The organism is Phormidium sp. FACHB-592 (assembly GCF_014695795.1).
In the GTDB taxonomy this organism is placed as follows: domain Bacteria; phylum Cyanobacteriota; class Cyanobacteriia; order Leptolyngbyales; family Leptolyngbyaceae; genus Stenomitos.
Genome location: NZ_JACJOZ010000044.1, coordinates 143,963 through 169,540, shown reverse-complemented (window position 1 = coordinate 169,540; position 25,578 = coordinate 143,963). Strand labels below are relative to the sequence as shown.

Sequence of the window (25,578 nt, the reverse complement as noted above, 5' to 3'; positions counted from 1 at the left end):
GTAGTAAACTACTTTGATCTTGGTTATGCGTTTCTTCAGCCGCAGCTGTCATTGTAGTGCTTGAGCCAGATCCAGTTAGCTTCGACGTGAGCGATCGCTCCGCCTGGAAAGGGATCGGTTTGCGATCGATTCGGTGCCGTAATTAAGCCTACCAGTTTCTCGATGTGGTCAAAGTTGGGAGCGCAGGGTAAGGCTTGCTGGAGAAATTGACGGGCAGTGCGGCGTTGGAGTGCGAGGGGAGCATTTTGCAGGACCGCGCGATCGAGTCCTAAGCGCTCGGGATGCTGTGCCTGCTGAAGTAATGCTGCCGCTTGTGCTTCAAGGTACTCTACGTCTGCCTGGAGTAGTTCCGCTGTTTGGGACAAAGCAAATTCTACTTGTGGATTAAAGTGATGCAAGGAAGGCAAGAGTTCTTGACGAATGCGGTTACGGGCATAGGTCAGGTCGTCGTTCGTTGTGTCGTCCCAGACTTGTAACTGAGCATCATGGCAAAACTGCCCTGTTGCGGCACGAGTCATGCCTAAAAGGGGGCGCACTAACTGAATAGCAGGGGTGAGGAGACGTTTCCAGACAAGCGCTTGCAAGCCATCAGCACCGCTGCCGCGCATCAGGTTGTAGAGGAGGGTTTCTGCACGATCGCTGGCAGTATGTCCTGTCGCAATGCAGGAATAGTCGTGCTGCTGGGCGATCGTTGTCAAAGCTTCGTAGCGCCACTGCCGTGCAGTTGCCTCGCTGGTCGTGACGCTTTCAGCAGTCTGTTGGTAGTAAGGGATTTGCCAGTTGCACGCGAGTTGATTTACATAAGCGGCATTTGCATCAGAGTCTGACCGCCAGCGATGGTTGCAGTGGGCGATCGCCAAGTGCCATCCCCACTTAGGCTCCAGGTCTAAGAGCAGTTTGACCAGACAAAGCGAATCTTGACCACCCGAAACGGCAACTAGCACGCGTTGTTTCTGTACTAACAATTGCCGTTCTTTTAGCGTTCGATGCAGGTGTGCATGCAGGGGTGTCCAGCCTTGATTAGAAGAGCCTTGTAAATACCGAGCATTAGAGCGATCGAAGGCTGCCTCTGGCATTAGTAATCGTCATCAACATCGTTATAAACATCATCAAATTTGGGGTCTGGCTTCTCAGGACGGCGTGTTCGTTCACGAGGCACATCTAGCATTTTAGGTTTGCTGGCGTCTGGGACAAACTCTAGACGAATGCGAACCCGACCACGTTGCCAGCCTTGAGTGCCAAAGCGGAGCGCTTCGCAGGGTAAACCCTCACCAAACCAGCCTTCGTTATCGTCAGACCAGTCAGTTTCGCGATCGCTAATAGCCTGAGCCAGGGCATCAATAAATTCGCCCACTTTAAACGTGGGATTCACCATCAACACCCGACCCACGTTGATAAACAGCACCTCGTCATTATTCAGCGGTTCAAATTGGTTATCCATCGTCTACTGTTAAACGTTAATTACAGGGAGTGAGGTGAGAGGAAATGAGAACGTAGTTTTGAGCTTTGAGCTGAACGCTAGGAGTGCGTTGACTCTAATCTCCCTTTTATCCCTCATCTTGTATCTCTCATCCTTCCCACTTAAAGAAACCACCCATAGCTATGAAGTCCCTTGCCCAACAAATTTACACCCAGGTAGCAAACCCAGACGACTACGAACCCAACGGTTGCTAAAAGGGCTGGACGACGACCTTGCCAACCTTTGGTAATCCGAGAGTGTAGGTAAGCGGCAAAGACCAGCCAGGTGATGAGCGCCCAAGTTTCTTTAGGGTCCCAACTCCAGTAAGAACCCCATGCTTCGTTTGCCCAAACACCACCAGCAATAATACCGATCGTCAGTAGTGGAAAGCCTAGCCCAATAATGCGATAGCTAATGTTGTCTAGCGTGTCGGCAAGACTCAGGCGTTGGGGTGAGAGCGGCATTGCGACAGGGGCTACAGTCGGAGCATTAAGTACTGCCGTAGCGGTGCTACCATTTAGCTCTGCTTGTGGATTCGTTGGTGTGCTAGAAAGCGCTGCTGCAGGTATAACCAGTTCGCCGTCACGTCGCAGTTGATACGTGCGATCGCGATACGCCCCTGTACCCACTGAACTGCCACGTAGCTCAATTTTTTGACCCCGTGTAACCACCAAAAAGGCGATCGACAGCAGCGATCCCACCATGAGCGTGGCGTAACTCAACATCATCACGCTGACATGCATCATCAGCCAATTGGATTTCAGCGCAGGCACCAGAGGCGCAGAGGCTTGCATATCCTTCGGCAGCGTCAGCGCTGCAAAAGCAGTGATGCCCGTTGCAACTGGAGCCGTTACCACACCAACAAGGCGGCTATCGCTCATGTTCTCGGCAACCAGATGAATGGCGGTGATGCCCCATGTGAGAAAAAAGAGCGACTCATACAGGTTGCTGAGGGGAAAGTAGCCTGCCTCTAGCCAGCGTGCGCCCAAAAGAGCAGCGATACAGAGGTTGGCGATCGCTATGCCCGTTGTGCCTAACAGCGGCAGGTAGGGTACACGAGGAAAGGCTGCCCCAACCCAATACACCAGCGCTGTCGCAAACAGAATTGCAAAGGACGCATTATCAAAAATAGTTTGCAGTCTAACCAAATCCATGCCGTATTTTTCTCCAGGCTTTGAACCAATGCCCTTTCTCTATCCTACGATTCTTGAGAATAGTTAGGAAGTTTTGTTAGGGGGATGGAACAGCACCAGGCAATTCGAGTGCTGGGCTATTAGTTGGCGATGGAGTATTAGCAGGCACTGTAGGGCTAGGCAGAGGGGCAGGTTTGCCAGCCTTTTGCAACAACACGGTGACATCGTAGCGCGTGGTGCGAGCGTCGCTAATACCTGCTGTGACACCGATCGAGCGAATAGCATCAAGCAGATTTTGATTGCCAAGCGGCAGTTGCGGTAGCGGTAGGTTCTTCGCTTTGTAGGCATCCACATTCACGAAGAAATTGCCGTTGTTAGGAGTGGGACCAGATGGGACACTGGTTTTAAAGGCTTGACTATCGGCTAGCGCGGCAGAGGGTTTCGGCAAGATTTCGTTCACCACTGAAACGGTTGGCGAACCAAGCGCAATAAACGCCACATTGTCGGTCAGCCAACCGTGGGAGGCAGTAAACCCAAGTGCTGGCAACGACCAGTTGGTAAGGGGTTGATCGCCTGCCTTAGCCGCTTCAACCTTGAACTTATACTTCTCTGCCATTGTCTGGTCTAGCTGTTTGAATGTGGCTTCCGTTGCTCGTCGATCGTTCGACTGCACCATAAACAAGAGGTTGAACGGTAAACCAGCGGGACTACCATCGGGTGTCGCAACCAGTGCTAGTGAAAATTCACCCTGCATCCACGTCAGAAAGTCCTGCTCTAGATCCAGGTTAACGGTTGATTTCAAAGCGTTTGGCAACCAATCTGGTGACGCGGGTACTGCAAGGTTAATGGCTGTTGCGCCCTGGCTGTAATTCTGCCAGAACTGCCTCAAGTTGCCGCCCGATGCCATTAAGAGCGTGCTGGCTGGCAGACGACCCGGCATACTTTTGCCCTTGTTCTCCACTTGAAAGGTTTTTTGGCTATCGGGTTTGTACCACGTTACACCTTTGAACTGAACGCCTTCGGTCTCCAGACTTAACGTCGCTGCCACACCTTGCGTCTGTGTCTGTGCCAGGTTCGGCGGTGCTGCCTTGCCTGTATTGGCTGCCGTAAAGGCGGTAGCGGCTGGAAAGTTGAGGTAAAGCTTACCAAACGTTTGTGCTGTCTGGATCTTACTAGCTGCCTGGGCATAGCCTGGAGTTGCCTTCAGCGCTGCTTGCCCTTGTTCACCTTTGTAGGTATCGATCGCTCGATCCATTGCTTTGGGATCGGTGGTGACTACTAGTAATCTGCCGTCAAACACCGTTGCCGAAATATTCTCTGCTTTGCCCTGTGTCTCTTTAATCTGAAAACCTTTGTAGGTGCGGTCTACTAGCTTGCCTGCCTGGGGTCTCGGCTGCTCCAAAAGCTGCTTTGCCTGTAGTGGGTTTTGAATCGGCAGCACCACGATCGCTAAAGGCTTAGGAGCCGCAGGTGCAGGGGTATTTGGCGCAGCGGCAAGGGGCTGTGGTGACAACAAGGCAATGCTTGCTTCTTTGCCAATCCAGGGTTGAATATCTTTTGCATAATCGTAGCCATTGGCAGTCAAGAGTCGATCGCGCAGTTGCGCCAGGTTCTTGTCAAATGCCGCCTGACTTTGAGGTGTACCAAACTCGCGCAGTTGTTGCCATTGCCCAGGGTCAGTCGAGACCGAGAGCGTCATCAGTGCATCTTGCGGAATCACTTCAGCACCGATCGGCAGTTCTCCTGAGCCGCCTCCCCGCTGATTTAGAAACCAGTAGGCAGTAGCACCTCCACCCACTAACAGTACAGCAGCACCTACGGGCAATAATAGGGACGGCTTTTTTTTCTTAGTCATGGGGGAGGGCTTTCCTATCTAGACAGCGCGAGCAATGCCCCTGCCACTTTAGCAAACCTGACGCATAACCGGGGAAGAAGATGACATGAAAGTTAGAGCGGCAAGGATAAAGAAGTAATGGACTAGATTCTGTAGAAGTGACAGACGCTCAAAGGAATACTTGCTTAACGCTTTCTTCTATTCATCGCGACGCAAGATCACACCACCTTCAACTGGGGTAATGTCCGCTCCTTCAAACGTATCGGTGCCACCCGTCCAGTTAAAGTCACTAATTCGCAAGCCTAAAGAGCCAATAGACAGGATTGGGTTGTAGCGTACGATGATCGCGTAGGTGCGGCGGCTGTATTCCAAAAAGTAGTCAGTGCTGATCTGATTGTTTGTATCTAAACTGATAGCAGTTTGAAAGCCAACTCGAAACGGACCGTAGATCTGTTGGGTGATGCCAAGACTAAGAATGCGATTATCAACTGTGCGATCGAAGAGAAAAGGCGATTGTCCGCTTCCAATGTATTGAATGTAGGCAATATTGAACGCAGTATAGTCAAAGAATTTGCGGGAAAAATGCCCAAACTGACCGCTCAGACCCACACTAGCAATGAGGTTCTGCTGAGTATCACCGCTTGTATAGGCACTGGCAACCCCTCTCAGCGTCACTCCCAAACCAACGTAGGGCGTGAGGGGTACTGGGCTATAGCGTAAACCTTCTGTTGGGGTTGGCGGTAGCGCAGTGCCCTGCCAGAGGGTAAAACCACGCGCTAGCTGCACCGTTCCTTCAAACCGACCCAGGCTAATCCGGTTGTTAGTGCGATCGGCGCTTAAAAGGTCAAGGCGATCAGTATCCGCATTCACGTACTGAGCACCAACCTGGTACGTTAGCTCAATGCCAGACTTGCCCAAAATAATTCTGGGTGAGATTAATACGGCTCCCAGGCTGCTTTGCACCGTCTGAAACCCTAGCGAGCCGTTAAACAGGCGATCGCGATAGCTATACTCAAACGCTAACGTGTGATCGCCTACCAATTGCTGTGCCCGTAGGCTGGCTCTGACATTATCTTCAAGATCGTTCAAATCCAGGCTCGTAAAAGATACCCTGCCTCGAATACTGGTCAATGGACCGGGGTTAGCCTCCAAAGCCCCTCGCAAGCCAAAGTTTTCTGCCTTGAAGGGGCTACCACCGTTAAGGATGGCTTGCTGCACGAAAAACTGCGGTGACAGAGTAAACCGAACGGTATCAGACGATAGCACTCTAAACGGACGTTCGATAAACAAGCCGCCCCGGTCTTCGTCATCGTAGCCAAACTGAAAGAGAGCGGGCGAGCGCTGCCGACGGTCTAAGGCAACCACAGGTAGGAAGAAGGGCAGAGTCAGACGCTGGTCAAACACTAGCCGGGGGCGTTTTGTCCGCACCTCATCTCGCAATGGTGAAACGCGGGTAAACGTCGCCTGTTCTGCTTTTAAGACTAGCTCCGGGGGCGAAAAGGGGTCGTTGGTGATCTGAATGTTCTGGGCAACCCAGCCATCCGGGGTGAACTCAATTTGATCCGCTTCAAAGCGCAACCGTCGGACTGCCCCCCCTTGAGGCACACCACCAGGAATCCGGGCTGCATCTCGTCCAAAGCCGACACCAACACCGAGGCTGCCGGGGCTGCTGACATTTTGCGTTGGTTGGGCAGATGTTACCCGATCGCTCACAGAACGTGCGATCGTCACGCCTTCATTTCGTGACCCTAGCGCCAGATCGGTACCTGTATTGGGAAGAAAAATTTCACCCCTGGCATTCAACAGTGTGCCAGCACCCTGAACAAAGTTATAGTCGAGCCGTTGTCCACGCAAAACCTGGCTGCCACGGGTCAATGCCACATTGCCCTCTGCTACTGCCAGCCGATTGTCCAAATTGACCTGGATACGATCGGCATCTAGCAACGCACCCTGAAACCGCATCAGAACATTGCCTTCAGCCGTAAAAATCTTGCGTTGCTCATCATATTCCTGACGGTCTGCGGTTAGCTCAATTACCGATCCAATATCCGGAGTTGTCCCAGGAGTCGGTGAACCACCAGTGGTCGGTGAATCACCAGCGGGTGGTGAACCAGTGCTCGGCGGAGCTTGCGTTGGTTCTGGTTGCGTTGGTGGCTGGGTTGGTGGCTGAGTCGGAATCTCTAGTTGAACGGGTGGTTGCTCAGTTGTTGGGACTGGCACTGGATTGCCTGCTGGTTGATCCAACGTTGGCATCGGTAAGAGCAGTGGCGTTTGATCAGGCGCTTGAGCACGGATCACCAGCCCTGGCTTACCAGACATGCCCGTTTCTTCCTGTGCCAAGGTCTCTTGGGCGAACTCGTCCAGGATAATTGCGTCGCTCAGCCCTGAGATAACAGCCGATTCACGGGTTGACTGGTTTGGCTGCGTTGTCCCTGAGAGAGAGTACACCACAGACTCACCGGAGTCTGTGGCACCTGAAACAGGCAGCGATCGCTCTACAGCAGTACGTTTATCGCGAGTCGCTGGGGCGCTAACTGGTGGAACGGCGATCGGCGGTATCTGTCTAGGCAATGGGCTGGGCAACGGGGCTCCATTGGCTAAACGCTGCCTTCCTACAGGCTGTTGCTTCCATGCCGTCGTATCAGCCTTGCCAGGCGTTTCTTTAGGCTTGACAGCCTTTGATTGAGGGTTAGAAACGCTCGCTTGTTGATCATTTTTAAGCTGGGCATCCTTCAACAAATAACCAGTTGTTGTTGAGGTGCCAAGGAGTGACGCTTGCGACACCCCCGACTGCTCGATAAAAGTCGCTGCTGTCGGCAAGCTTTCCGTTTCAGGAGCCGCTGGGCTAGGAGCTACAGCATTCTCTTGGCGGAGCCGCGTCAGTGGTACCGTCTGTTGGGTTGCTGCTGGTGCTGAAACAACCAATGGAGCGTGTGGTGAGTGCCTAACGTCTTGAGACGGAGTAGCGATGAGGGCAGGAGGAGTCGGTGGCGAAACCGGATAGGGCATATAGCGACAGTCTCAAACGAATAAGCAACCCCTGGGGGTTGCTTTACTGGCAAATGGCGGGTAGCCCACGCCACCCCCACCATAATGTTGCAATGCAGGCTCAGTCTACTCTAAATCGCGCTGCTTCGGGTTACGGGCAGGGTCATTAGACAAAAAGCCAAAGATAAACAGCGCAACAAAGAAAGCAACAACAATATAGACGGCAATTTTGAGAGTGACCATACCACTAGCTCCAGAAAAATCAAAGATACACGATCGACCCGCATGGCGCGATCGCTCTCCTAATCATACAGAAATGCCGTTCCGTTTTCGCTTTAGCGGTTGCGTCTGCTGTTTGCACGACACGGTATCATGCCTCCATGGTGATGTAAAGATTCAGTGAAGTGTCATTGCTCATAACCATCTATCACAGCAAATTTCAGACGAGTAAGCGACAGTTCTTGTGAACAGGCGTACAGCAAAAGGATGACGAATAAGGGATAAATAGAAGCTCTCGCTCAAAGGAAATTTCAAGGTTAATGTCTGTTCTAACGTTCTCTTCGACTGTTATAGCTTGCTCTCTGGAATAGGTAGGAGTGTATAAGTACAGGTGGAAATATTGCTTACGTTTAGCAATGTGCTAGCCAAGTAACAGTTCTCAGCGAGCAATTCAGTCAGGCGATCGTGCCTGCCCCATAGATACGGCATGAGTTTTACGAGCAACAACTAATGCATCGCCAATCAAACAATCTCACAGCTCACACCATTAACACCCAAAAACCGTATCGCTTTGGAGCCATCCTGAGCGTTGGCATGGGCAACATGACCCGCTACCTCAGCTTCCGCAAGTACGCCGAGCGTGACTCTGAAGTAGACCTTACCTGGGCACCTATCAAGCATTTTATTGCGCCTAATGAGCCAAACCCCTTACGGTACTTACCCGAACCGTTCTACACGCGGGCAGTAATTCTTTACCAATCTTTTCCTGTGCTGCGACACATGCATCAGTTTGATGCCGTGTTGTTCCATATGTTTGAGGCATACACTGTTGCCTGTTGCCGCAGCGTGCTTTGGAAACAGCCCCTCCTCATCTGGAACAACGATGATCCACCGGTTGTTAACCCCTCCACGCATCCGCTGTATCCCAAAGACTTCAACAAATTGCTGTGGCGGCATCGGTTTCGGTTAGGGCTAGACTTATGGTGCGCTAAACAGACAGCAGCATTTATTCCCTGGTCTGAGTGGGGCAAAAATATTTGGGTTGATGAGTGTGGCATTCCGTCTCAAAGGGTGCAGCCCATTCACCCAGGCTTAGATTTAGAACTGTGGTCGGACATGACGTTCCTCCGCGTTGATGCGGCTGCAAAACCAAAAATTCTGTTTGTGGGCGGCGATTTTGTTCGCAAAGGCGGCGATGTGCTGCTGCAAGTTTTTAGTCAACAGTTTGCGGAAAGTGCAGAACTCCATCTGGTTACCAAAGAGCCGCCAACGGTAACGTTGCCAAATGTGTATGTCTACACAGATCTTGCTCCAAATGATGGTCGTCTTGCTCAGCTTTACGCTCAAGCGAGTCTCTTCGTCCTGCCAACAACGGCGGATCTTTCGTCTTGGGCGTGCTTAGAAGCAATGGCATCTGGTTGCGCGGTCATCAGCACAGAGGTTGGCGGTGTCCGTGACATTGTGCGTCATGGTGAAACGGGACTCACGGTGCCTGTAGGGGATGCGTCAGCCCTTGCAGCAGCCATGCGATCGCTGCTGGGCAATCCAACGTTGTGTCATCAAATGTGTGTGCAAGGACGCAACGTTGTAGAGCGCGACTTTAACGCTGCCATTAATGTGCCGCGCATCCTTGCAGTGATGAAAGAGGCGGTCGATCGCAAGCGTGCGTCAAGCAAGAGTTCCTAAGAAAGAACCTAAGGAATGGAAATTAAATAAGTTTGATGTTTGGTAGGGGCAGGTTTTGCCGTCAAATCTATTGCATGGTGCGGATTGGTCTACTAAACTCGCCCGTACAGTTTGTGGATTGATTAAATCTACGATCCTAAATGAAACGCTGAAACCGCAAAATTTCTGCCAGTAAACTACTGAATGCTAATGTGACACAACCGATCGTCTAAGCTTGCTGTGATTGACCGGGGGTATCGTCATAACGTCGCGCACGAGGTGTGGCGAAGCAGCTCAGAAAAATACCAATTTGACGCTGAAACAGACACGCTTTGACAATATCCGTTGTCAACTCACTGCGGTAGCGCAGATAAAATGCTGCTACTCTTAAACCACCTAAGAGGATAAATGCGGGCAGCAGCAACGTCAGCAGTGGTTGTTGCCAGGGATGCAGCTTAGACAACCGCAAAGCATGAGCCGACAGTCCACTGTTGCGAGCAGTTTTAAGCAGATACTCAGGCTCTAAGCGTCTTGCAGGCATATGGTGCCATACCTTCATCTCACCGTTATGCCAAACCTCCCAGTGACTGTTGATGATGTAGTGCAAGACCTCCACATCTTCGGCACAGGTTGCCACCATACTCCGGGACGCATCCCTACCCCACAGTCGGCGATGTTGAGGGACAGCCTCCTGCCATGCCTGCTTACGAATGACGCACCCTGGGTTGACTGGACAACGGCGGCGCACAAACGTTTTGGGGTAGCGGAAGGCTGCGTCTCCAGAATCACCAACGGCGAGCAAAAACTTGATCTGATGAAAGTTCTCTGGTGAAGCAACTTCTAACCGTGGATAAATATTGCCTCCGTAAGCCCCCGCCTTAGGGTGCTCTTGACCAAAACGATAGGCTGCGGCTAGCCAGGTTGGTTCTGGAAGATTATCGTCATCTAAAAAGCCTACTAAGGTTTCACTGGCTGCTTCACGCATTGCCAGTTCACGCCCATAGCCGCATCCCTGCCGTGGTTCGCAGAGAAAGCGGATTTGGCTGTCCTGCCGCCATCGCTGAACATATTCGGCAACAATTGCTGCTGTACGATCAGTGCTGTTGTTGTCAACAATGAGTACTTCCCACTGCAACCCCTCCGCATTAGTTTGAGCAAGTAGGTGGTCTAGAACTTCGGGCAAGCGCTTCTCAGCATTATAGGTACGGACAGCAACAGTAAAGTCAATTGGCATGACGAGATGGCGATAAGAACCCTACATCATTATGAGTACCCAACGTTGGAGAACTCTTACCTTGTAATTTCTTCATTTCTACGCTACTTTCCATGAAGTTTTGATGATGTTTGCAAAAAACATTTTCTAAGTATTTATGTCAAACTGCCTTCAACCGAGCCGCTAGAAAATAAGTTGTACTTCAAATAGCCCCTCACCGTAGCTGATTGAGCTTGCGGAAATCTAGCGGCTTAAAGCACCGCTTCATGAGCTAACCTACTCCACAAAACTCATTTCTATGTCCAGAAAAAAGCCTGCTGTTGACGATCGCTCCTTCTGGCAACTGCCCTTGCTGTCAGCGCTGCCCCTATGCTTCATGTCTATGCTTCTGGCGATAAGTTGCTGGCTAGTTGCACCGTCAGCTCTGTCGCTGCCCCTGCCAGCGACATCCACTGTCGGGGCACTGTTTTCTTTCGCGGGCGAGCGTCCGGCAAATCTAGGCGTAGCGGAGGGTAAGTTTGCGCCCTGTCCAAGTACGCCCAACTGTGTAAGCAGCCAGAGTCAAGATCCCGCACACGCGATCGCTCCACTGCGCTATGCCACTGCGCCAGAGGTCGCTTTTGACACGCTTAAAGCAACGCTTCAGGGGCAACCAAGAGTCAGTCTGCTGACGGCTACTGCTGACTATATTCGTGCGGAATTTACCTCATCAATCATGGGCTTTGTCGATGACGTTGAGTTTTACCTTGATCGCGATGCCGATCGCATTCAAGTCCGTTCTGCTTCTCGCTTAGGCGAATCTGATCTAGGTGTGAACCGCAAGCGCATTGAGGTAATACGGGCAACGCTAGAGCCTTAAGAACGGTAAAGACAACAGGTGCCACAGGAAGCTAAACTCTGAGGGGGTTAGCCCAACCCTTGCAAACCTTCCACAAGCGCTGAAAGACCGTGAAGCCCTTTCTCTTTGTGACTGATCTGGACCATACGCTGGTGGGCGACGATCGTGCCATGAGTGACCTCAACCACCAGCTAGAGAAGCACCGCCAGCAGTACGGTACAAAAATTGTGTACTCCACTGGGCGATCGCTCACCAGCTATCGGCAGCTCAGCACCGAAAAAACGCTCCTACAGCCAGACATTCTGATCTGTGCTGTTGGCACTGAAATTTATCATCAAGGCGGCGAGGCTCCTGACCCAATTTGGTCTGAAATGCTCTCGCAAGGCTGGAAACGTGAACAAATCGTCAACAGTGCTGCCCGTTTTGTTGACCTTACGCCGCAACCTGACTCAGAGCAACGCCCGTTTAAAGTAAGTTATTTTCTTAGCGAACAAGCCGCTGTTGAAGTGCTTCCTGATCTGGAAGCGTTGCTGGCAGAACAACGGCTGGAGGTTCAGATCATCTTCAGCGGTGGTAAAGATCTGGATCTTTTGCCACGTCAAGCGAATAAAGGCATGGCAATGGCATTTATCCGTCAATATTTAGAATTCGACCCGCTGCAAACGGTGGCGTGCGGTGATTCTGGTAATGATGTGGCACTGTTTCGCGATCGCCCAGAACGCGGCATCATCGTTGGCAATGCCCGCCCAGAACTCCTTCAATGGCATCAAGCAAACCCGAACCGCAACCGCTATCTTGCACTAGCGGAATGTGCTGGAGGCATCCTTGAAGGGCTACAACACTTTGGCTTTCTTTGAATTTTGGCATTACTGCCTATAGGGATGATGCCTCAACCCTTTTCTGCATACTTCTAAGCTTTTTGTCCCTATTAGAGACCTTTTAGTCCATTCCACCCGCTTTTGCTTGTAGGGGCATGGATAACAATCAGGTCAAATTTTTCATGCGAGGGCACGCCGTTGCCTTGCTAATTGTTCATCATGTATGAGAGTCCAAATATACACTTGGGGTACGCTGCGTTTTACTTGATCTATTGAGCACCGTTATGCCGCAGCGAACGCACATGACAGAACTGGTCAAAAACTCTACCGAACGATCACCTGACGCTGCTGTATCTGCTGCCAGTTTGCTGCTTCACTATGGCTTTGATTTGGGTGGTGATACGATCGCGCCCTTGCTGTCAGTGTGGCAAGCGCAGTACCCAGAGGCGTGGATACGTCTAGCAACCATTGAAGCGCTTTACCAGGGGCGCTACAAAGCGATTTCTGTGGAGCAAATTCTCGCTCTATGGCAGCGGCGTAGTCAGCCTGTCTACCACTTTAACCATGAGTTTGAGCGGTTAGTTTGCGATCGATTGCCTCATACCCCTGAGTCACTCAACCCGTCCTTACAGGAAGAGCTGTTTTTAACGCCAGCAGCCCAGGCGTTAGTTGCTACGGTTCCGTACCCAGTCGTTGCGTTGCCACTTTGCCAGAGTGAGCCAACTGTTTTGCATAATGCGGATGCGATGCAGGCGCTGAGAAACCTTCAGGGCGATACGACCATTGATTCGCCATCTGTCGATCGCGTTGCGGTATCAACTGCGGCACCCAACGAACCATCGCTAGTGCAGACCTACTCCTACATGCTGCGATCGGAGGAGCCATCACCTCAGCCGCTTGCTCATGCACAGACGGAGGGACACGCGCAGACGACTGTAGACTCAGCATTACTGCCTTCTGCGCTACCGCCTTCAAAGAGTGCTGCACAAGTGGCGATCGATGACGCTGCTCAAGCTGGATTGATTGAAGCAACCAGCGCTCGCTCGGACGTTGAGCAGGCGTGTGCAACCGACCACGCTACTACTGCTACAAACTCTGTGCCTTTAAGCAACGGTGCTCAAACGCAGACCCCTAGCCCTCAGGCAGCTTCGATCACGAGAATTTTGCAGCAGCTCGATAACCAGGAACTAAGCGCCAAAACAATGTTTCCTGGTTTTGGGCTACTGGCTCATACGCTCCAACCAAAGCTCAGGCTGCATTTAACAGCACGTTACCAGCCTCTTTGGCTAACCGATCCGTCTGACAAGCAGCCCATTCATCAATTCACGCCCGCCCCAGAAGCCTCAGACTTTCACAGTAAGCTCAAGGCAGTCGCTCAACCTCATGATGAAGCGCCAGCGGTGGAGCCTTAGCCCCCTCCGTTTCCTTTTTGTTTGTCTTGCGTCAGGTTAATTGTTCGATCGACGGTTAAGCCTTGGTTTCGGCAGGTGGAGCCGTAACACCCTTACGAATTTCGGTGTAAAACGCTGCCATGCTAAAGCCATTTGCCTGCTTAGAGAGGCTGGTGCGTAAGCGTAAGTTCTCGCTAGCAAACCACAGTCGTTCCTCTGCGTAGAGCGTCTCGTTCTCAATAATCAGTGTCACTGCGTCATCATTGCCCACTACATAGCGCCCTACGACGGATGTTTCGGCATTGTTAAGCGCGTGCAGCAGCTTGCCTTCATTAGGTTTGCTTGAATCAGCGATCGGCACTAGCACACTGCTACCGGGGTGTTTCTCCTTATCCCATGCGGTTGAGCCGTCTCCACTAACTCGCACCCCACAAAGCGCTACGGTAGGATCAAGCTTGTGCTGTTCGCATAGTTTGATCACCACAGGATCGGTCTTGGGTAGCAGCTCAACCTGAAAATCTGACTTGCCGCTTTCAGACTGCTTTAGGGTTAGATCGTGGCTGCTACGCTGCGAAAACCATTTACCGCTGCTGAGTTGAAAAAACTCCACAATATCCATCGTTAACGACGATCCTTTTTCTGGATGCTTGCTACTCACTTATTGTAAGGTCGCAGCGCTTTACTTATAGCAAAAGGGCGAACGATGAAGGATGAGGGATAAATAGAAGCCCTTGCTCAAAGGAACTTTCAAGGTTTACGTGTGTCCTAACGTTCGCTTCGATTGCTGTAAAAGCAAATGTCTTTGCTCCTGAACAAAAGGGGTAGACATGATGCCCACCCCTAACGCAGATGATTAAGCTAGCAGTTCGCCTGTTTCCTGTAAGGCGTGGAGGCGGCGGTAGATACCTTCTCTATTGAGAAGTTCGTCGTGGTTGCCGACTTCGACAATATGACCGTTTTCTAAAACCACGATTTTGTCTGCCTCGCGAACGGTGCTGAGACGGTGGGCAATGATGATCAGCGTGCGGGTGCCAAGGATGGCACGCATGGCAAGTTGAATTGATCGTTCCGACTCGTAATCCAGACTGGATGTAGCTTCGTCAAAGATCAGTACATCCGGCTCCATAATCAAGGCGCGGGCAATGCCAATGCGCTGCCGCTGACCACCAGAGAGCCGCACGCCTCTTTCCCCAACGATCGTGGCGTAACCTTTGGGCATACTGCGGATAAAGTCATCTGCTTGAGCAATGCGACAGGCTTCATGGACTTGCTGAATAGTCGCGCTGGGATTGCCGTAAACGAGGTTATCTAGCAGCGTCCCGTTAAAGATATCCACTTCCTGGTGAACGATCGCCAGTCGTTTGCGGTAACTCGTTACATCCAGGCGACGTACATCAAGTCCATCCATCAAGATACCGCCGCTGTTTGGCTCAAAGTAACGGAACAGGAGCTTGACCAGGGTGGATTTACCGGAACCCGATCGCCCAACGAGTGCCACGGTTTGATACGGTTCGATAAGCAGGTTGATATCTTTCAACACTGGGCGGTCTGGGTCATATCCAAAGGTTAAGTGCGAAAATTCCACTTTGCCTGTGAACTGGTACGGTTCTGCATTTTTGTCTCGCACCAAGCTACCTGCATCCTTGCCGTCTGGAAGCTGCATAAATTCGTGAAACCGAATCATAGAGGCATAGCGACGGGCAAAGACTTCTGCTAGTTGGCTAATCGGCTCGACCTCGGCATACGCCATGCTAGAGACTGTCAGGATGGTGACAAAATGCCCTAGCGAAATTTCGCCCCGCGCTGCTGCTATCAGCGTGAAAATTAGCACCAAGAACACACAGCTTTGGACGATCGTACGCTCATACATACCCAGCATGACGTAACCTTTGTGGATGCGATAATCCAGCACCTTAAACTCGCGACCAAACCGCTGTCGCTGGCGAGTCAGCTCTTGTGCTTCCGTCGCAAAGGCTTTTACCGTTTTAATGTTGGTGATGATTTCAGAGTTGCGGCTTTCGGTGTCTTCGGTATAGCGATCGAGCGTTGTCTCCTGTTGGGTCAACCGGGTCAAACCAGACAGGCTAAAGCTGAGAATGCCAATGAACGAGAAGAGGACGACGATCGCAATACGCCAATCAATCAGCCCGATGACTGTGACAATACCCACAATGCGAAAAAACTTGGGTAGGAGCTGCCCTGTGATTTCGGGATACGTCCAGGTATGGTTCGCCAGACCTTTGGCAACCCGTGCGGCAATGCGTCCCGGATTGTTTTCGTCATAGAACTCTAGCGGTAAGGTCAGCACTTTTTCCAGCGCTTTTTGAGCATAATCCCGACGGGCGCGAAAGGCAGTATCCCATTGAAACCACGAACCCAACCAGGGTTGAATGGGTGCCCGACCAACCGAAACGATGCCAATCAGCGCTAACAGCACAAGCAGCGAGAGCGTCTGACTTTGCGGTTGCCCTGTTGCTCTAGCAACGCCTGCAATCAAGTTTTGTACAGGTGGATCAAGCGCTTGATTAGACAACACATTCAGAATTTGCCCGATCGCGTAAGGTCCAAATAAATCAATGACTTCAAAGGCGCTCATCATTGCAATGCTAAAGACGGAGATCCGCCAATACCTGTGGTAATAGCGAACAATGTCTTGAAATTTCGCCATGATTCCTCCTAAAACGATCGATGCAGTTTGTCGAGCGGTGTAACCGATTCGGTCTGGTTTGTAGCGGTCAGCAGTAGCTCTGCTATAGCAAAAGGATGAGAGATGAGGGATGGGGAATGAGGGATGAATCGAAGCCTTTGCTCAAGGGAAGTTTCAAGGTTTATGTCTGTCTTGACGTTCTCTTCAACTGCTATAGGAAGGTTTCCTTGCTAGAAATGCAGATGCTTGCTTTGTCACATGCGACGCGCAGTACGCTTCTAAGAGGCACAGCATGAAGTCTTGGTTAGTACTACAAAATTGATTGGCACTACAGAAGTAGTATTGTAATACAAACAGGTTCGCTTGGCAAAATTCCTGATGCAGAAAAAGATTGTTGGCAGTAAGCTAGTCGCCCTAATTCGTCAGCAAGACGTGTGGTCTTATCCACTAGCTAGTGATTGGAAGAAGGAGTAGCTGCTCTAAATACCCGCAAAACGCCCCTTTATAGCCATTTAATCCCTGCAGGAGCGATCGCTTCACACTCCAGAGAGATGAAAGACAGCGTGGACTCAGCCATTGTGGCAACAACTAGAGAACTGATTCCACTCAAAAGGCTTATCAACTCTCTATTCACTACAGGCTGCTTGAGTTGAGCTTTCATGGGGACATATGTATGGTGAATGATTTGGATACGATACTGGGGCTAAGTCGCCCCCCGCTATGGGTAGCGCAAGTACCTGTGGATGGGGGAGTCAACACGCCTGAAGAGGCAGCATTGGTTTTTTCAGGTCCACAATTTTTTATTGCGTTGATCGCAGGCTTGGTTTTAGCCTTCGCGTTTCAATTATTGTTAACAAATCTTTCGGTTGCAGCAGGCATTTCGTATCTTGGGCGATCGTCCGATTCTGATTCTGATAGCCATGAATCAGGTAGCCTGGGTGGTACAGTCAAGAAAATTGGTACAGCCGTAGGCATATGGACACTGCTAACGGTGACTGTAGCGCTGTTTTTGGCGTGCCTGCTGGCAGTAAAGCTTAGTTTAATTAACAGTGCTGGCTTAGGCGCGATCATTGGCGTTGTCATTTGGGGCGCTTATTTCGTCTTACTAGTTTTGTTTAGTTCCATGACCGTTGGCTCTCTGGCTGGTTCAGTCGTGAGTACTGCGGTTTCTGGGTTTCAAGCAGTCTTTGGTACGGCAACAGCGGCGCTTGGTGCAAAAGCTGTCAACAATCAGGTTGTTGCTACCGCAGAAGCTGCTGCCGCTGCTGTGCGTCGAGAATTGGGCTCAGGGCTTGACCCAGCCAGCGTGCGCGATTCGATCGAAGACTATCTAGACAACTTGCGTCCCGCAGGGCTGGATATGTCCAAGATTCGCAGTGAATTTGAGAAACTGGTTAACGATCCAGAGTTGAAAGAGCTTGCGGGCACGGGCTCTCCAGTAGAGGTTGCCGATCGTCTGCGGAGCATCGATCGCGGCACTTTCATGAATCTGGTGAGCAGTCGCACTGACCTGTCTCGGCGGGATGTTGAGCGCCTTGTCGGTCAACTCGAATCGGTTTGGCAAGCTGTTGTCAACCAATTTCAGAAGCGAGATTCAACGTCAGAGTTGGTGGAATACCTTCGCTCTACTCAGCCTGATGCCATCAACTCAAGTGAACTGAACGCCAAACTCGATCGCCTGACTGAAGAAGTCCGTTCACAACGAAACCTGGTGCAGTCAGGACAACTTGGGCAAGCACCCAAGCAGGGAAGCGGTCCAATGAATCAAGCGCTCCAGTTTGCCTTCACCTCTCTGATGGGCACAGTCATGGGACGCGGCGATTTGTCCGATCTGAACGTAGAAAAAATTCTGGGTCAGCTCCAAACCGCGAAGGACAAAGTTAGCGACACGACGAAGCAACTGGCTCAGAAAGTGCCAGGACAGTCTTTCAACACCATCAAAGCGGATGTTGAAAACTATCTGTTGAACACCTATTACTGGCACTTCAACCGCGAAACGCTGCAAACCGAGTTTACGGATGCGATCTATGATCCCGAAGCTGACCCTGTAACGGTGCAACGGCAACTAGAAGAGTTAGATCGCGCCTACTTTGTTGAGGTGCTAACGCAACGTAGTGACCTGACACCATCCAGAGTGGCAGAAATTGCGGAGCAGCTTGAAGCCATTCGTCTGTCCGTCTTAAGTACGGTACGGGCGGCAGCGGCTCAGGAGCAAGCAAGCGATACGCGGAGTCGGGTGGAAAACTACCTGCGATCGACTGGCAAAGAGGAACTCAATCCTCAAGGCATCGAGCGCGATTTCCGGTTGTTGCTAGACGATCGTGAGGCTGGGTTTGATGCCCTGCAAAGCCGTTTGAGCCAATTCGATCGCAATACGCTAGTATCGGTGCTTGCCCAACGGCAGGATATGACACCGGCAGAAGCTGAGCGCATTGTCAGTCAGCTTGAAAGCACTCGTGACAATGTGCTGTCGTCCGCTCGTGAAACCCAAGAGCGAGTGAAAGGAGAGGCGCTGGCAGTCCGGGATCGCGTTGAAACATACTTACGGAACACCAACAAGGCAGAACTCAGCCCTGAAGGCATCAAACGCGATTTCCGGCTCTTGCTGGACGATCCGCAAGCAGGCTCGTCTGCGCTACGCGAACGCCTCCGTCACATCGATCGAGATACTCTTGTGCAGCTCCTTGCTCAGCGGCAGGACATCACTCCAGAGGAAGCCAATCGCATTGTCGGGCAGCTTGACGAGGTACGCTACAGCGTCATGCATGCACCGCAAATTGTGGCAACTAAGGCGAAGGATCAGTATGACCAGGTGAGTACAGCGATCGCTGATTACCTGCGCCGCACTAATCTGTCGGAGCTTGACCCTGATGGCATTCAGCGAGACTTGAAAACGCTGCTGGATGATCCGAAGCAAGGCACAGCTGCCCTACGGCAACGTCTTTCTCAGGTCGATCGCGAAACGCTGGTGCAACTACTCAGTCAGCGCGGCGATCTCACGGAAGCCCAAGTCAACCAGTATATTGACCAGGTGCAGGAAGCGATTCGTCGTATCGTTCGTTCGCCTCGTCGCTTGGCATCGCGCACTAAACGGCGTGTACAGGACTTCCAGACTAATGTGGAAGGTTACTTGCTCAATACAAATAAGGAAGAACTCAATCCTGAGGGCATCAAACGCGACCTGCAATTGCTGTTTAACGATCCCCGTGCTGGAGCCAGCAACTTGGGCGAGCGCCTGTCCCATGTCGATCGTGCAACTGTTATAGCGCTGTTGTCACAACGCAAAGACATGACCGAAGCAGAAGCCGAGCGAGTGGTCGATCAGGTGCTAGCGGTGCGTGAGCAGGTGACGGCTCAAATTCAAAAGATCCAGAACCGTCTCCAGTCTGTCATCGACGGCATCATGGCACGCATTCGAGATTACTTGAACGCTCTTGATCGCCCCGAACTTAACTACGATGGCATCAAGCGCGATGTCCGTACGATGTTCTACGATCCTCAGGCTGGCTTTGAAGCGATGCGCGATCGACTCGGCAGCTTTAACCGCGACACATTGGTAGCCGTACTTAGCTCTCGTGAAGACATTTCCGAAGAGCAGGTAAACCGTGTGATTGATCAGGTTGAAGATGCACGTTCTAGCGTCTTGCGTCGGGCAGAACGTCTGCAAGGTGAGGCACAACGACGCTTGGACGAAGTTAAATATCAAGCGCAGAAACAGGTGAAGGAAACTCAAAAAGCGGCTGCCAGTGCGTCCTGGTGGTTGTTTGCTACCGCACTTGTCTCGGCTGGTGCTTCGGCATTAGCTGGAGCGCTTGCAGTCGGCTAACTACAAAGTCTCAAAAGCTCACACCAACTGCCTCTCTTTGGAGAGGCTTTTTTTATGGCTAGTTTTGTAGATATAGCAAAAGGATGAATAGAAGCCCTTACTAAAAGGACGTTTCAAAGTTTATGTCTGTCCTAACGTTCTCTTTGACTGCTATGCGTCGTCAGAAAACAGAATTATGCGAGCGGCAAACGTTACACATCGAAGTAATAACGGATCGCCCCAGTATTTGAATCGTTAGTAATCTCAGCGTAGCCAACCCTTACTGCCTCTTGAAGCAACTCTTTGACCTGATCTGGTGCTAACTCAGTATGCATAGCGGCTTGCGCTAGCGACAACTGCCCACCATTCGCCTTAGCGGCTTTGAGCAATTTGTGCATTGGGCTGACTGAGGATGAAGAGGATGGCTGTGCGGCTTGTAACGGTTCAAATAGGGGAATGTCACCAATGTTCAACGTGATGGAGTGTTTAGGGGTCGAGGTTCCGCTGTACAGCCCCCGCAGAGAGGCATTACGCTTCTCAACCATGCCAGGGATCAGTGCCAAATCAATTACTTGACCAAAACCAAACAGACCCCACGTAAAGAGATAGATCAAGCCACTACCAATGTGTCCGGTGTAGAGTCTCTGAGCACCGCCAAGCCCAAAGAGCCATAAGAACCACAAAACATATGCGGTACTTGAATTCACTTTATGCATAGTACTCCTTAGTCCTTGACCAACTCTTTGTCTTGAGGGTGCCCAAACCGGAAGTGAAACTAATTTAAGTGTGATTTGGTTAAGCCTTGATGGTCTCTACAAGCTAAGTCTAGAAGCTGACTCAAGCTATATAGCCGCAACTAAACTTTGAGCGCAACCATTTTTTGAACCGCTTCAACAATTTGCTGGGGCTGCACGATCGTCAGGTTTTCTAGACCGCCATTATATGGTGTGGGAATATCCTGAGACGAGAGCCGCAAAACGGGAGCATCCAGTTCGTCAAATAGTCGATCGTTAATGGATGCAATGACTTCAGCCGCAATGCCGCCTGTTCGCATGGCTTCTTCCACAATGATCACACGATGGGTTTTGCGAATGGATGCGCCGATCGTGTCAAAGTCCAACGGCTTCAGTGAGAGCAGGTCAATGACTTCGGGATCGTAGCCGTCCTTTTCCAGTGTCTTGACTGCCTGCATGACATGATGCCGCATCCGAGAGTAGGTGATGATAGTGACATCTTTGCCCGATCGCACTACTTCTGCCTTGTCTAAGGGCAACAAATACTCTTCCTCTGGTAAATCTTCCTTCAGGTTGTACAGCAGGACGTGTTCAAAAAACAGCACCGGATTGTTGTCACGGATTGCGGACTTCAGCAGCCCTTTAGCGTTGTAAGGAGTGGAACACGCCACAATTTTGAGTCCTGGTACTGCCTGAAAGTAAGTTTCTAACCGCTGCGAATGCTCTGCGCCCAACTGCCGACCCACACCACCGGGACCACGAATCACCATTGGAATCTTGAAATTGCCGCCGGAGGTATAGCGCAGCATCCCAGCATTGTTCGCAATCTGGTTAAATGCCAGCAGCAAGAACCCCATGTTCATGCCTTCAATAATCGGACGTAAGCCTGTCATAGCGGCTCCGACAGCCATTCCGGTAAAGCTGTTTTCGGCGATCGGTGTATCTAGCAACCGCAAATCACCGTACTTCTTGTGTAAATCCTTCGTCACTTTATAAGAACCGCCGTAATGCCCCACGTCTTCCCCCATCACCATGACGGTCTGGTCGCGCTCCATTTCTTCGTCGATCGCTTCGCGCAGGGCATTAAAGAAAAGTGTCTCTGCCATTAGTTCCTCTCATTGCGGCACGTCTGTGATTTTACAAGAATCTTGGGGCGTTTAGCTTTTAGCCGTCAGCTTTCAACCGTCAGCTCTTGCCGTCAGCTTTCAGCAATCGGCTCTCAACTATCCATTCTCCTGCACGCAATGTCAGTTTTGAGCGACCCAGTGCGACAATAGCCCCAGCACGATCGCCGCTACCCACATCTGCACCAGCATTGGATTGACCAGTACGATCGCGACACCCATTGCAAGCAGTCCCGTACCAATTAGTCTAACCATTTTGCTCACCAGTCAACGTCTACTCCTTCCTTCGGGTGGCGGTAAGAAAATCGGCAAGATTGTTGAAAAAGCTAGCCAATAAAAAATCCCCTGAGCTGTAATTGCTTAGGGGATTCTCCGATTGCAGTGGGTAAAGTTAGTGCCTTTAGTCTTGTATCGTCCAGCGCGCAAAAAGACGGGTGCGATCGCCAATTGACTCAGTGATCCAAATCATTGCCATTTGTGGTTTACATGCAGGTCTCGAAGCCGTAGATTCATGACGAAGAGCATCAACGGGTTGTGTTTCTTGTGTGTGAGATAGAAGTTGCATATCGGGGGCATCCCTTTTGTAAACATAGGTATTAATATGAAACTTCTTCAAGAGGAAAAACGTGATTCAAAACATCACCTCGGCGTGATTTTTCTCTAAGAAACAGGTGACTTGACGTTTCCTTATTAGAAAAAGGTGTTTCGATCTAGAGAAACTTATCAGCAAGAATGGCATAAAAGACTGTTTTTGCAAGTGTAAATCTGCCAGCAATTACTTTAATTATTACAAAATAAGTAGATCGAACCTGCGTCTAAAAAGACTGTAATTTGCACACAAATACTATCGAACCTATAAAGCCATGTCATGTTTATCCTTTTACATCGTTGATGTGTTTGCCGAAACGAAGTATGCCGGAAACCAGCTAGCAGTTTTTACGGGTGCCGAAGCGTTGTCCGCGGTAGAAATGCAACAGGTTGCTAAGGAGATGAACTATTCAGAAACAACGTTCATTCTGTCATCCGAGCTGCGATCGAATGGGTATGATGTGCGAATTTTTACACCCAATCAAGAGCTGCCCTTTGCTGGACATCCAACTTTGGGAACCGCGTTCATCTTGCAGCAAGAAATTGTCCAGAAGCCTGTTGAGACGATCGCACTCAACCTTAAAGTTGGTCAAATTCCTGTCAGCATCCTTTACAAAAATGGGCTGGCTGATGTGCTGTGGATGGAGCAGCGATCGTCTGTTTTTGCTGATATGTTTGCAGCAGAGACGATCGCGCCTATCCTTAATCTTGCCTTGACCGATATTGATACTCGCTTCCCTATTCAAGCAGTTTCAACAGGCGTTCCTTTTATCATTGTGCCGCTTAAAACCCATCAGGCATTGAAGCAAGCTAGGGTAAACAAAGACCGTTACTTTGCTTTCATTGAACATACGCAAGCAAAAGAAATACTGGTCTTTTGCCCAGAAACCTACAGCCCTGACAATCATCTAAGCGTGCGCGTCTTTGCTGACTCGCTAGGCATTCCTGAAGACCCGGCAACTGGTAGCGCGAATGGCTGTTTGGCAGGGTACTTAGTGCAACACTCTTATTTAGGTCAGCCGTCGATTGATCTTCGCGTTGAGCAGGGCTACGAAATTGGAAGACCATCGCTTCTACTACTCAAAGCCACAAAAACGGCAGCCCAGATACAAGTTTCGGTTGGCGGTCGTGTCATTTTAGTAGCTCGAGGCAAATTTGTGTAACGACGTTTGGAGTGCATTCATTAATGCAATTAGTGAGAGGCTATATTGCCAGCCTGTTTGACGCAGAATTTGTGGCTACAGGTTTCAAGACGGCTGTTTTTGTTGGCTCTCTGCTCTTTGTGATTAATCACGGCGGCGCACTGGTGCGAGGAGAAATGAACCAGGAACGCTGGCTCTCTGTCCTTGCAACGTACGCTATGCCATACCTGGTGAATGTTTATGGTCAGTACAGCTACCGCTACAAGCTGAAGGAGCAAAGCCCCCTGTCAGGTAATGTCAAAAGCGCGCGATCCACCCACTAAGGTTTCAGTCTCATCCTCTGGTTTCGTACATGGCGCTTAGGGACGTAGAGATCTAGCAGGCGATCGCTGGTAAGTGCCTCAATGGTCTTAGTTAGCTCAATTCACTTGTTTTTCTCTGCCTCTGCTTGGGCCGCATAAAGCGCCTTCAGTGCGTCAAGCTGTTGCTCAACGTTTTTGATAATCTGACCCAGTGCAGGTAGAACGCTCAGTTGCTCGGAGTCAAGTGCAGGATAAAAGCGCGTGCGCGCGCGAATTTCGGTCACTTTGTGCTGAAGGTTCTGGGCGATCGTGAGGGCATCGCGGCTCAAGCTAGCGAGCTGTTGCTGCTGGTAAAACTTAAGTGCTGCGCCTCGTAACACTTGTACGGTTGCTTCTTCTCCATGCGTTCCTGGCATGACACGGAGCCGCAGCAGTAAGCGTTGTTTTTGATAAAGCCGTTCAATTTCAACCTGTTTGGGCTTTTGGACTGGCAGCAACGGCAGATGCGTTAGTAGCTTTAGCTCGTTCACAACGCCCTGAATCACATCCAGGGGCAGCGCTTCCAATACGGACTGCAAAACTCCATCCTGGCTCCAAAGGATACGCCCATGCTGGGACTGTCGTTCAAAATAGAGTCGCCCAATGCCACCCACAAGCAGCCGACCCAAGAGTTCTACCAGCAGTTCTGAGGGTGGTAAAGCTGCCAGAGCGGTAACGGGTTCTGAAAGATGCTTTGGCTCGACTGCCAGCAACGGCAACGCATCACCAACGCTCGGCATGGCTGGCAGTGGGTTAGCAAGCGGGCGATCGTCTGACAGGATCAGGGTTTCGTGCAGACGCTTATCATCATTGGGCAGAGCCTCTGGTCGCTCATCTGAGGCAATCTCAGGGGTAGGTTCCAAGATGGTTGCTGGCGGTTGCACCGATACCTCTGTACGATCCAAAGCCGGTAAGACTAGAGGCGGCGAAGCCACAGATTCTCTAACCAGGGCATTGAGGTCTTCCGGGCTATCGACCAGCAACGTTGGGTGAGAGTTTTGATCCTGAACGGGAGGCGTTGGGTCTAACGTCGTGTCGCTTGCTCTCGGTGCGCCCTTTTTGGTTGCGTCCTGAGTGAGCCGTTGCCCGGTATGTTGAGCGATCGCGCGTGTAATACCTTTGGGTCTGCTCGGCTGTTTTTGACTGCCCGTGTAGCTTAGATAGGCAGAAAGCACGGCATGATGCACATCGGTCGAAAGCGTTTGCGGCGCGAGCGAACAGTTCATATACGCCAAAATGCGGCGGACATAATCTAGCGCTGCGGCATCGTCCAAGTTAACCATGCCCAGCTTGAGACGGCTGCCTTCTAGCGAGAGCGGCAGTAGTTGGTGGTAAAGACACGCCTCAAAGGGAAGGATGCTGTCAACCAGACGAAATACTTGTTCGGCATCGACCTGAGTTGTCCAATCTACTTTAGGCTTTGCTGAAGCCACAAAGTCCTTCATAGCTGCTGTCTGTGCTTCAATTTGGTCGCCCTGTGAAGACACCATAAGAGTGATCTGAGCCTGTTTGTGCTGCTGGTAATGTGTGAAATCGCAGACGTAGAGCCAATGAGCATAGATGCCAAGCATGATCGCCTAGTCGCTCCGGTTCACCCTGATTCAAGTCTGTGAAGTGATGTCTAAAACTTAGCCTATTG

The 25,578-nt window shown here is 50.9% G+C and carries 20 protein-coding genes; 7 read left to right on the top strand and 13 right to left on the bottom strand.

All coding sequences use genetic code 11. From position 1 onward, the window contains the following. Positions 1–35: 35 nt before the first annotated feature. The 6 genes from tilS to H6F86_RS11855 form a co-directional block, all read right to left on the bottom strand. The gene (gene tilS / locus H6F86_RS11880) at positions 36–1,076 is read right to left on the bottom strand and encodes a tRNA lysidine(34) synthetase TilS (protein ID WP_190448801.1); all 1,041 of its coding nucleotides are present in this window, start codon (positions 1,074–1,076) and stop codon (positions 36–38) included. Continuing rightward, entirely contained in the window at positions 1,076–1,441 is a 366-nt protein-coding gene (locus H6F86_RS11875) for a KGK domain-containing protein (RefSeq protein WP_190448800.1), read from the bottom strand. Before H6F86_RS11875 ends, tilS begins: the two co-directional genes overlap by 1 nt. Before the next feature lie 140 nt (positions 1,442–1,581). Then, positions 1,582–2,613 (bottom strand): c-type cytochrome biogenesis protein CcsB, encoded by a 1,032-nt coding sequence (gene ccsB / locus H6F86_RS11870; RefSeq protein ID WP_190448799.1) that lies wholly within the window; start codon positions 2,611–2,613, stop codon positions 1,582–1,584. 76 nt (positions 2,614–2,689) lie between these two features. Then, complete coding sequence (locus tag H6F86_RS11865) at positions 2,690–4,447, bottom strand: DUF3352 domain-containing protein (RefSeq protein WP_190448798.1); 1,758 nt, start codon at positions 4,445–4,447, stop codon at positions 2,690–2,692. Between the two features lie 177 nt (positions 4,448–4,624). Next, the gene (locus H6F86_RS11860) at positions 4,625–7,435 is read right to left on the bottom strand and encodes a DUF3769 domain-containing protein (RefSeq protein ID WP_190448797.1); all 2,811 of its coding nucleotides are present in this window, start codon (positions 7,433–7,435) and stop codon (positions 4,625–4,627) included. 105 nt (positions 7,436–7,540) lie between these two features. Continuing rightward, positions 7,541–7,657, bottom strand: a complete 117-nt coding sequence (locus H6F86_RS11855) for a photosystem II reaction center protein I (RefSeq protein ID WP_106254363.1) — start codon at positions 7,655–7,657, stop codon at positions 7,541–7,543. Positions 7,658–8,143: 486 nt separating this feature from the next. Between H6F86_RS11855 and H6F86_RS11850 the strand changes: the two genes are divergently transcribed. Next, a complete protein-coding gene (locus tag H6F86_RS11850) occupies positions 8,144–9,319 on the top strand; it encodes a glycosyltransferase family 4 protein (protein ID WP_190448796.1) in 1,176 nt (391 codons plus the stop codon). Between the two features lie 208 nt (positions 9,320–9,527). Here H6F86_RS11850 and hpsE read toward each other — a convergent pair whose 3' ends face one another. Continuing rightward, positions 9,528–10,532 (bottom strand): hormogonium polysaccharide biosynthesis glycosyltransferase HpsE, encoded by a 1,005-nt coding sequence (gene hpsE, locus H6F86_RS11845; RefSeq protein ID WP_190448795.1) that lies wholly within the window; start codon positions 10,530–10,532, stop codon positions 9,528–9,530. Between the two features lie 277 nt (positions 10,533–10,809). On the opposite strand from hpsE, the gene H6F86_RS11840 reads away from it, so the two are divergent. The 3 genes from H6F86_RS11840 (at position 10,810) to H6F86_RS11830 (ending at position 13,579) form a co-directional block, all read left to right on the top strand. Then, complete coding sequence (locus H6F86_RS11840; RefSeq protein ID WP_199305231.1) at positions 10,810–11,370, top strand: DUF1499 domain-containing protein; 561 nt, start codon at positions 10,810–10,812, stop codon at positions 11,368–11,370. 89 nt (positions 11,371–11,459) lie between these two features. Further along, complete coding sequence (locus H6F86_RS11835) at positions 11,460–12,206, top strand: sucrose-phosphate phosphatase (protein WP_190448794.1); 747 nt, start codon at positions 11,460–11,462, stop codon at positions 12,204–12,206. Between the two features lie 245 nt (positions 12,207–12,451). Continuing rightward, positions 12,452–13,579 (top strand): hypothetical protein, encoded by a 1,128-nt coding sequence (locus H6F86_RS11830; protein WP_190448793.1) that lies wholly within the window; start codon positions 12,452–12,454, stop codon positions 13,577–13,579. Positions 13,580–13,634: 55 nt separating this feature from the next. Here the strand turns inward: H6F86_RS11830 and H6F86_RS11825 are convergent, their stop codons facing one another. Together H6F86_RS11825 and H6F86_RS11820 are read right to left on the bottom strand one after the other, a co-directional pair. Then, entirely contained in the window at positions 13,635–14,216 is a 582-nt protein-coding gene (locus tag H6F86_RS11825) for a phycobiliprotein lyase (protein ID WP_347240196.1), read from the bottom strand. A 195-nt stretch (positions 14,217–14,411) separates the two neighbouring features. After that, positions 14,412–16,226 carry an ABC transporter ATP-binding protein gene (locus H6F86_RS11820; protein WP_190448792.1) on the bottom strand — a complete coding sequence of 605 codons (1,815 nt, stop codon included), beginning with the start codon at positions 16,224–16,226 and terminating at the stop codon, positions 14,412–14,414. A 652-nt stretch (positions 16,227–16,878) separates the two neighbouring features. On the opposite strand from H6F86_RS11820, the gene H6F86_RS11815 reads away from it, so the two are divergent. Beyond that, positions 16,879–20,031, top strand: coding sequence for an MFS transporter (locus H6F86_RS11815; RefSeq protein ID WP_190448791.1), 3,153 nt, complete (start codon positions 16,879–16,881; stop codon positions 20,029–20,031). A 191-nt stretch (positions 20,032–20,222) separates the two neighbouring features. On the opposite strand, the gene H6F86_RS11810 is transcribed toward H6F86_RS11815, so the two are convergent. The 3 genes from H6F86_RS11810 to H6F86_RS32800 all read right to left on the bottom strand — a co-directional run bounded on the left by H6F86_RS11810 (position 20,223) and on the right by H6F86_RS32800 (position 22,123). After that, complete coding sequence (locus H6F86_RS11810; RefSeq protein WP_206756032.1) at positions 20,223–20,717, bottom strand: NINE protein; 495 nt, start codon at positions 20,715–20,717, stop codon at positions 20,223–20,225. 149 nt (positions 20,718–20,866) lie between these two features. Then, a complete protein-coding gene (locus tag H6F86_RS11805) occupies positions 20,867–21,850 on the bottom strand; it encodes an alpha-ketoacid dehydrogenase subunit beta (protein WP_190448789.1) in 984 nt (327 codons plus the stop codon). 141 nt (positions 21,851–21,991) lie between these two features. Further along, positions 21,992–22,123 carry a hypothetical protein gene (locus H6F86_RS32800; protein WP_277881264.1) on the bottom strand — a complete coding sequence of 44 codons (132 nt, stop codon included), beginning with the start codon at positions 22,121–22,123 and terminating at the stop codon, positions 21,992–21,994. Positions 22,124–22,731: 608 nt separating this feature from the next. Here H6F86_RS32800 and H6F86_RS11800 point away from each other — a divergent pair. Together H6F86_RS11800 and nrtS are read left to right on the top strand one after the other, a co-directional pair. After that, entirely contained in the window at positions 22,732–23,619 is an 888-nt protein-coding gene (locus H6F86_RS11800) for a PhzF family phenazine biosynthesis protein (protein ID WP_190448788.1), read from the top strand. Positions 23,620–23,642: 23 nt separating this feature from the next. Continuing rightward, a complete protein-coding gene (gene nrtS, locus H6F86_RS11795; RefSeq protein WP_190448787.1) occupies positions 23,643–23,921 on the top strand; it encodes a nitrate/nitrite transporter NrtS in 279 nt (92 codons plus the stop codon). 101 nt (positions 23,922–24,022) lie between these two features. Here the strand turns inward: nrtS and H6F86_RS11790 are convergent, their stop codons facing one another. Further along, complete coding sequence (locus H6F86_RS11790; RefSeq protein ID WP_190448786.1) at positions 24,023–25,510, bottom strand: hypothetical protein; 1,488 nt, start codon at positions 25,508–25,510, stop codon at positions 24,023–24,025. Positions 25,511–25,578 lie beyond the last annotated feature (68 nt).

What these genes read in the sequence shown, in the direction of transcription:
- H6F86_RS11860 (WP_190448797.1), bottom strand. Translation starts at nt 7,435, where the DNA reads ATGCCCTATCCGGTTTCGCCACCGACTCCTCCTGCCCTCATCGCTACT.
- H6F86_RS11840 (WP_199305231.1), top strand. Translation starts at nt 10,810, where the DNA reads ATGTCCAGAAAAAAGCCTGCTGTTGACGATCGCTCCTTCTGGCAACTG.
- H6F86_RS32800 (WP_277881264.1), bottom strand. Translation starts at nt 22,123, where the DNA reads ATGGTTAGACTAATTGGTACGGGACTGCTTGCAATGGGTGTCGCGATC.
- H6F86_RS11875 (WP_190448800.1), bottom strand. Translation starts at nt 1,441, where the DNA reads ATGGATAACCAATTTGAACCGCTGAATAATGACGAGGTGCTGTTTATC.
- H6F86_RS11850 (WP_190448796.1), top strand. Translation starts at nt 8,144, where the DNA reads ATGCATCGCCAATCAAACAATCTCACAGCTCACACCATTAACACCCAA.
- ccsB (WP_190448799.1), bottom strand. Translation starts at nt 2,613, where the DNA reads ATGGATTTGGTTAGACTGCAAACTATTTTTGATAATGCGTCCTTTGCA.
- H6F86_RS11865 (WP_190448798.1), bottom strand. Translation starts at nt 4,447, where the DNA reads ATGACTAAGAAAAAAAAGCCGTCCCTATTATTGCCCGTAGGTGCTGCT.
- H6F86_RS11790 (WP_190448786.1), bottom strand. Translation starts at nt 25,510, where the DNA reads ATGCTTGGCATCTATGCTCATTGGCTCTACGTCTGCGATTTCACACAT.
- hpsE (WP_190448795.1), bottom strand. Translation starts at nt 10,532, where the DNA reads ATGCCAATTGACTTTACTGTTGCTGTCCGTACCTATAATGCTGAGAAG.
- H6F86_RS11830 (WP_190448793.1), top strand. Translation starts at nt 12,452, where the DNA reads ATGCCGCAGCGAACGCACATGACAGAACTGGTCAAAAACTCTACCGAA.
- nrtS (WP_190448787.1), top strand. Translation starts at nt 23,643, where the DNA reads ATGCAATTAGTGAGAGGCTATATTGCCAGCCTGTTTGACGCAGAATTT.
- H6F86_RS11805 (WP_190448789.1), bottom strand. Translation starts at nt 21,850, where the DNA reads ATGGCAGAGACACTTTTCTTTAATGCCCTGCGCGAAGCGATCGACGAA.
- H6F86_RS11820 (WP_190448792.1), bottom strand. Translation starts at nt 16,226, where the DNA reads ATGGCGAAATTTCAAGACATTGTTCGCTATTACCACAGGTATTGGCGG.
- tilS (WP_190448801.1), bottom strand. Translation starts at nt 1,076, where the DNA reads ATGCCAGAGGCAGCCTTCGATCGCTCTAATGCTCGGTATTTACAAGGC.
- H6F86_RS11855 (WP_106254363.1), bottom strand. Translation starts at nt 7,657, where the DNA reads ATGGTCACTCTCAAAATTGCCGTCTATATTGTTGTTGCTTTCTTTGTT.
- H6F86_RS11800 (WP_190448788.1), top strand. Translation starts at nt 22,732, where the DNA reads ATGTCATGTTTATCCTTTTACATCGTTGATGTGTTTGCCGAAACGAAG.
- H6F86_RS11815 (WP_190448791.1), top strand. Translation starts at nt 16,879, where the DNA reads ATGGTGAATGATTTGGATACGATACTGGGGCTAAGTCGCCCCCCGCTA.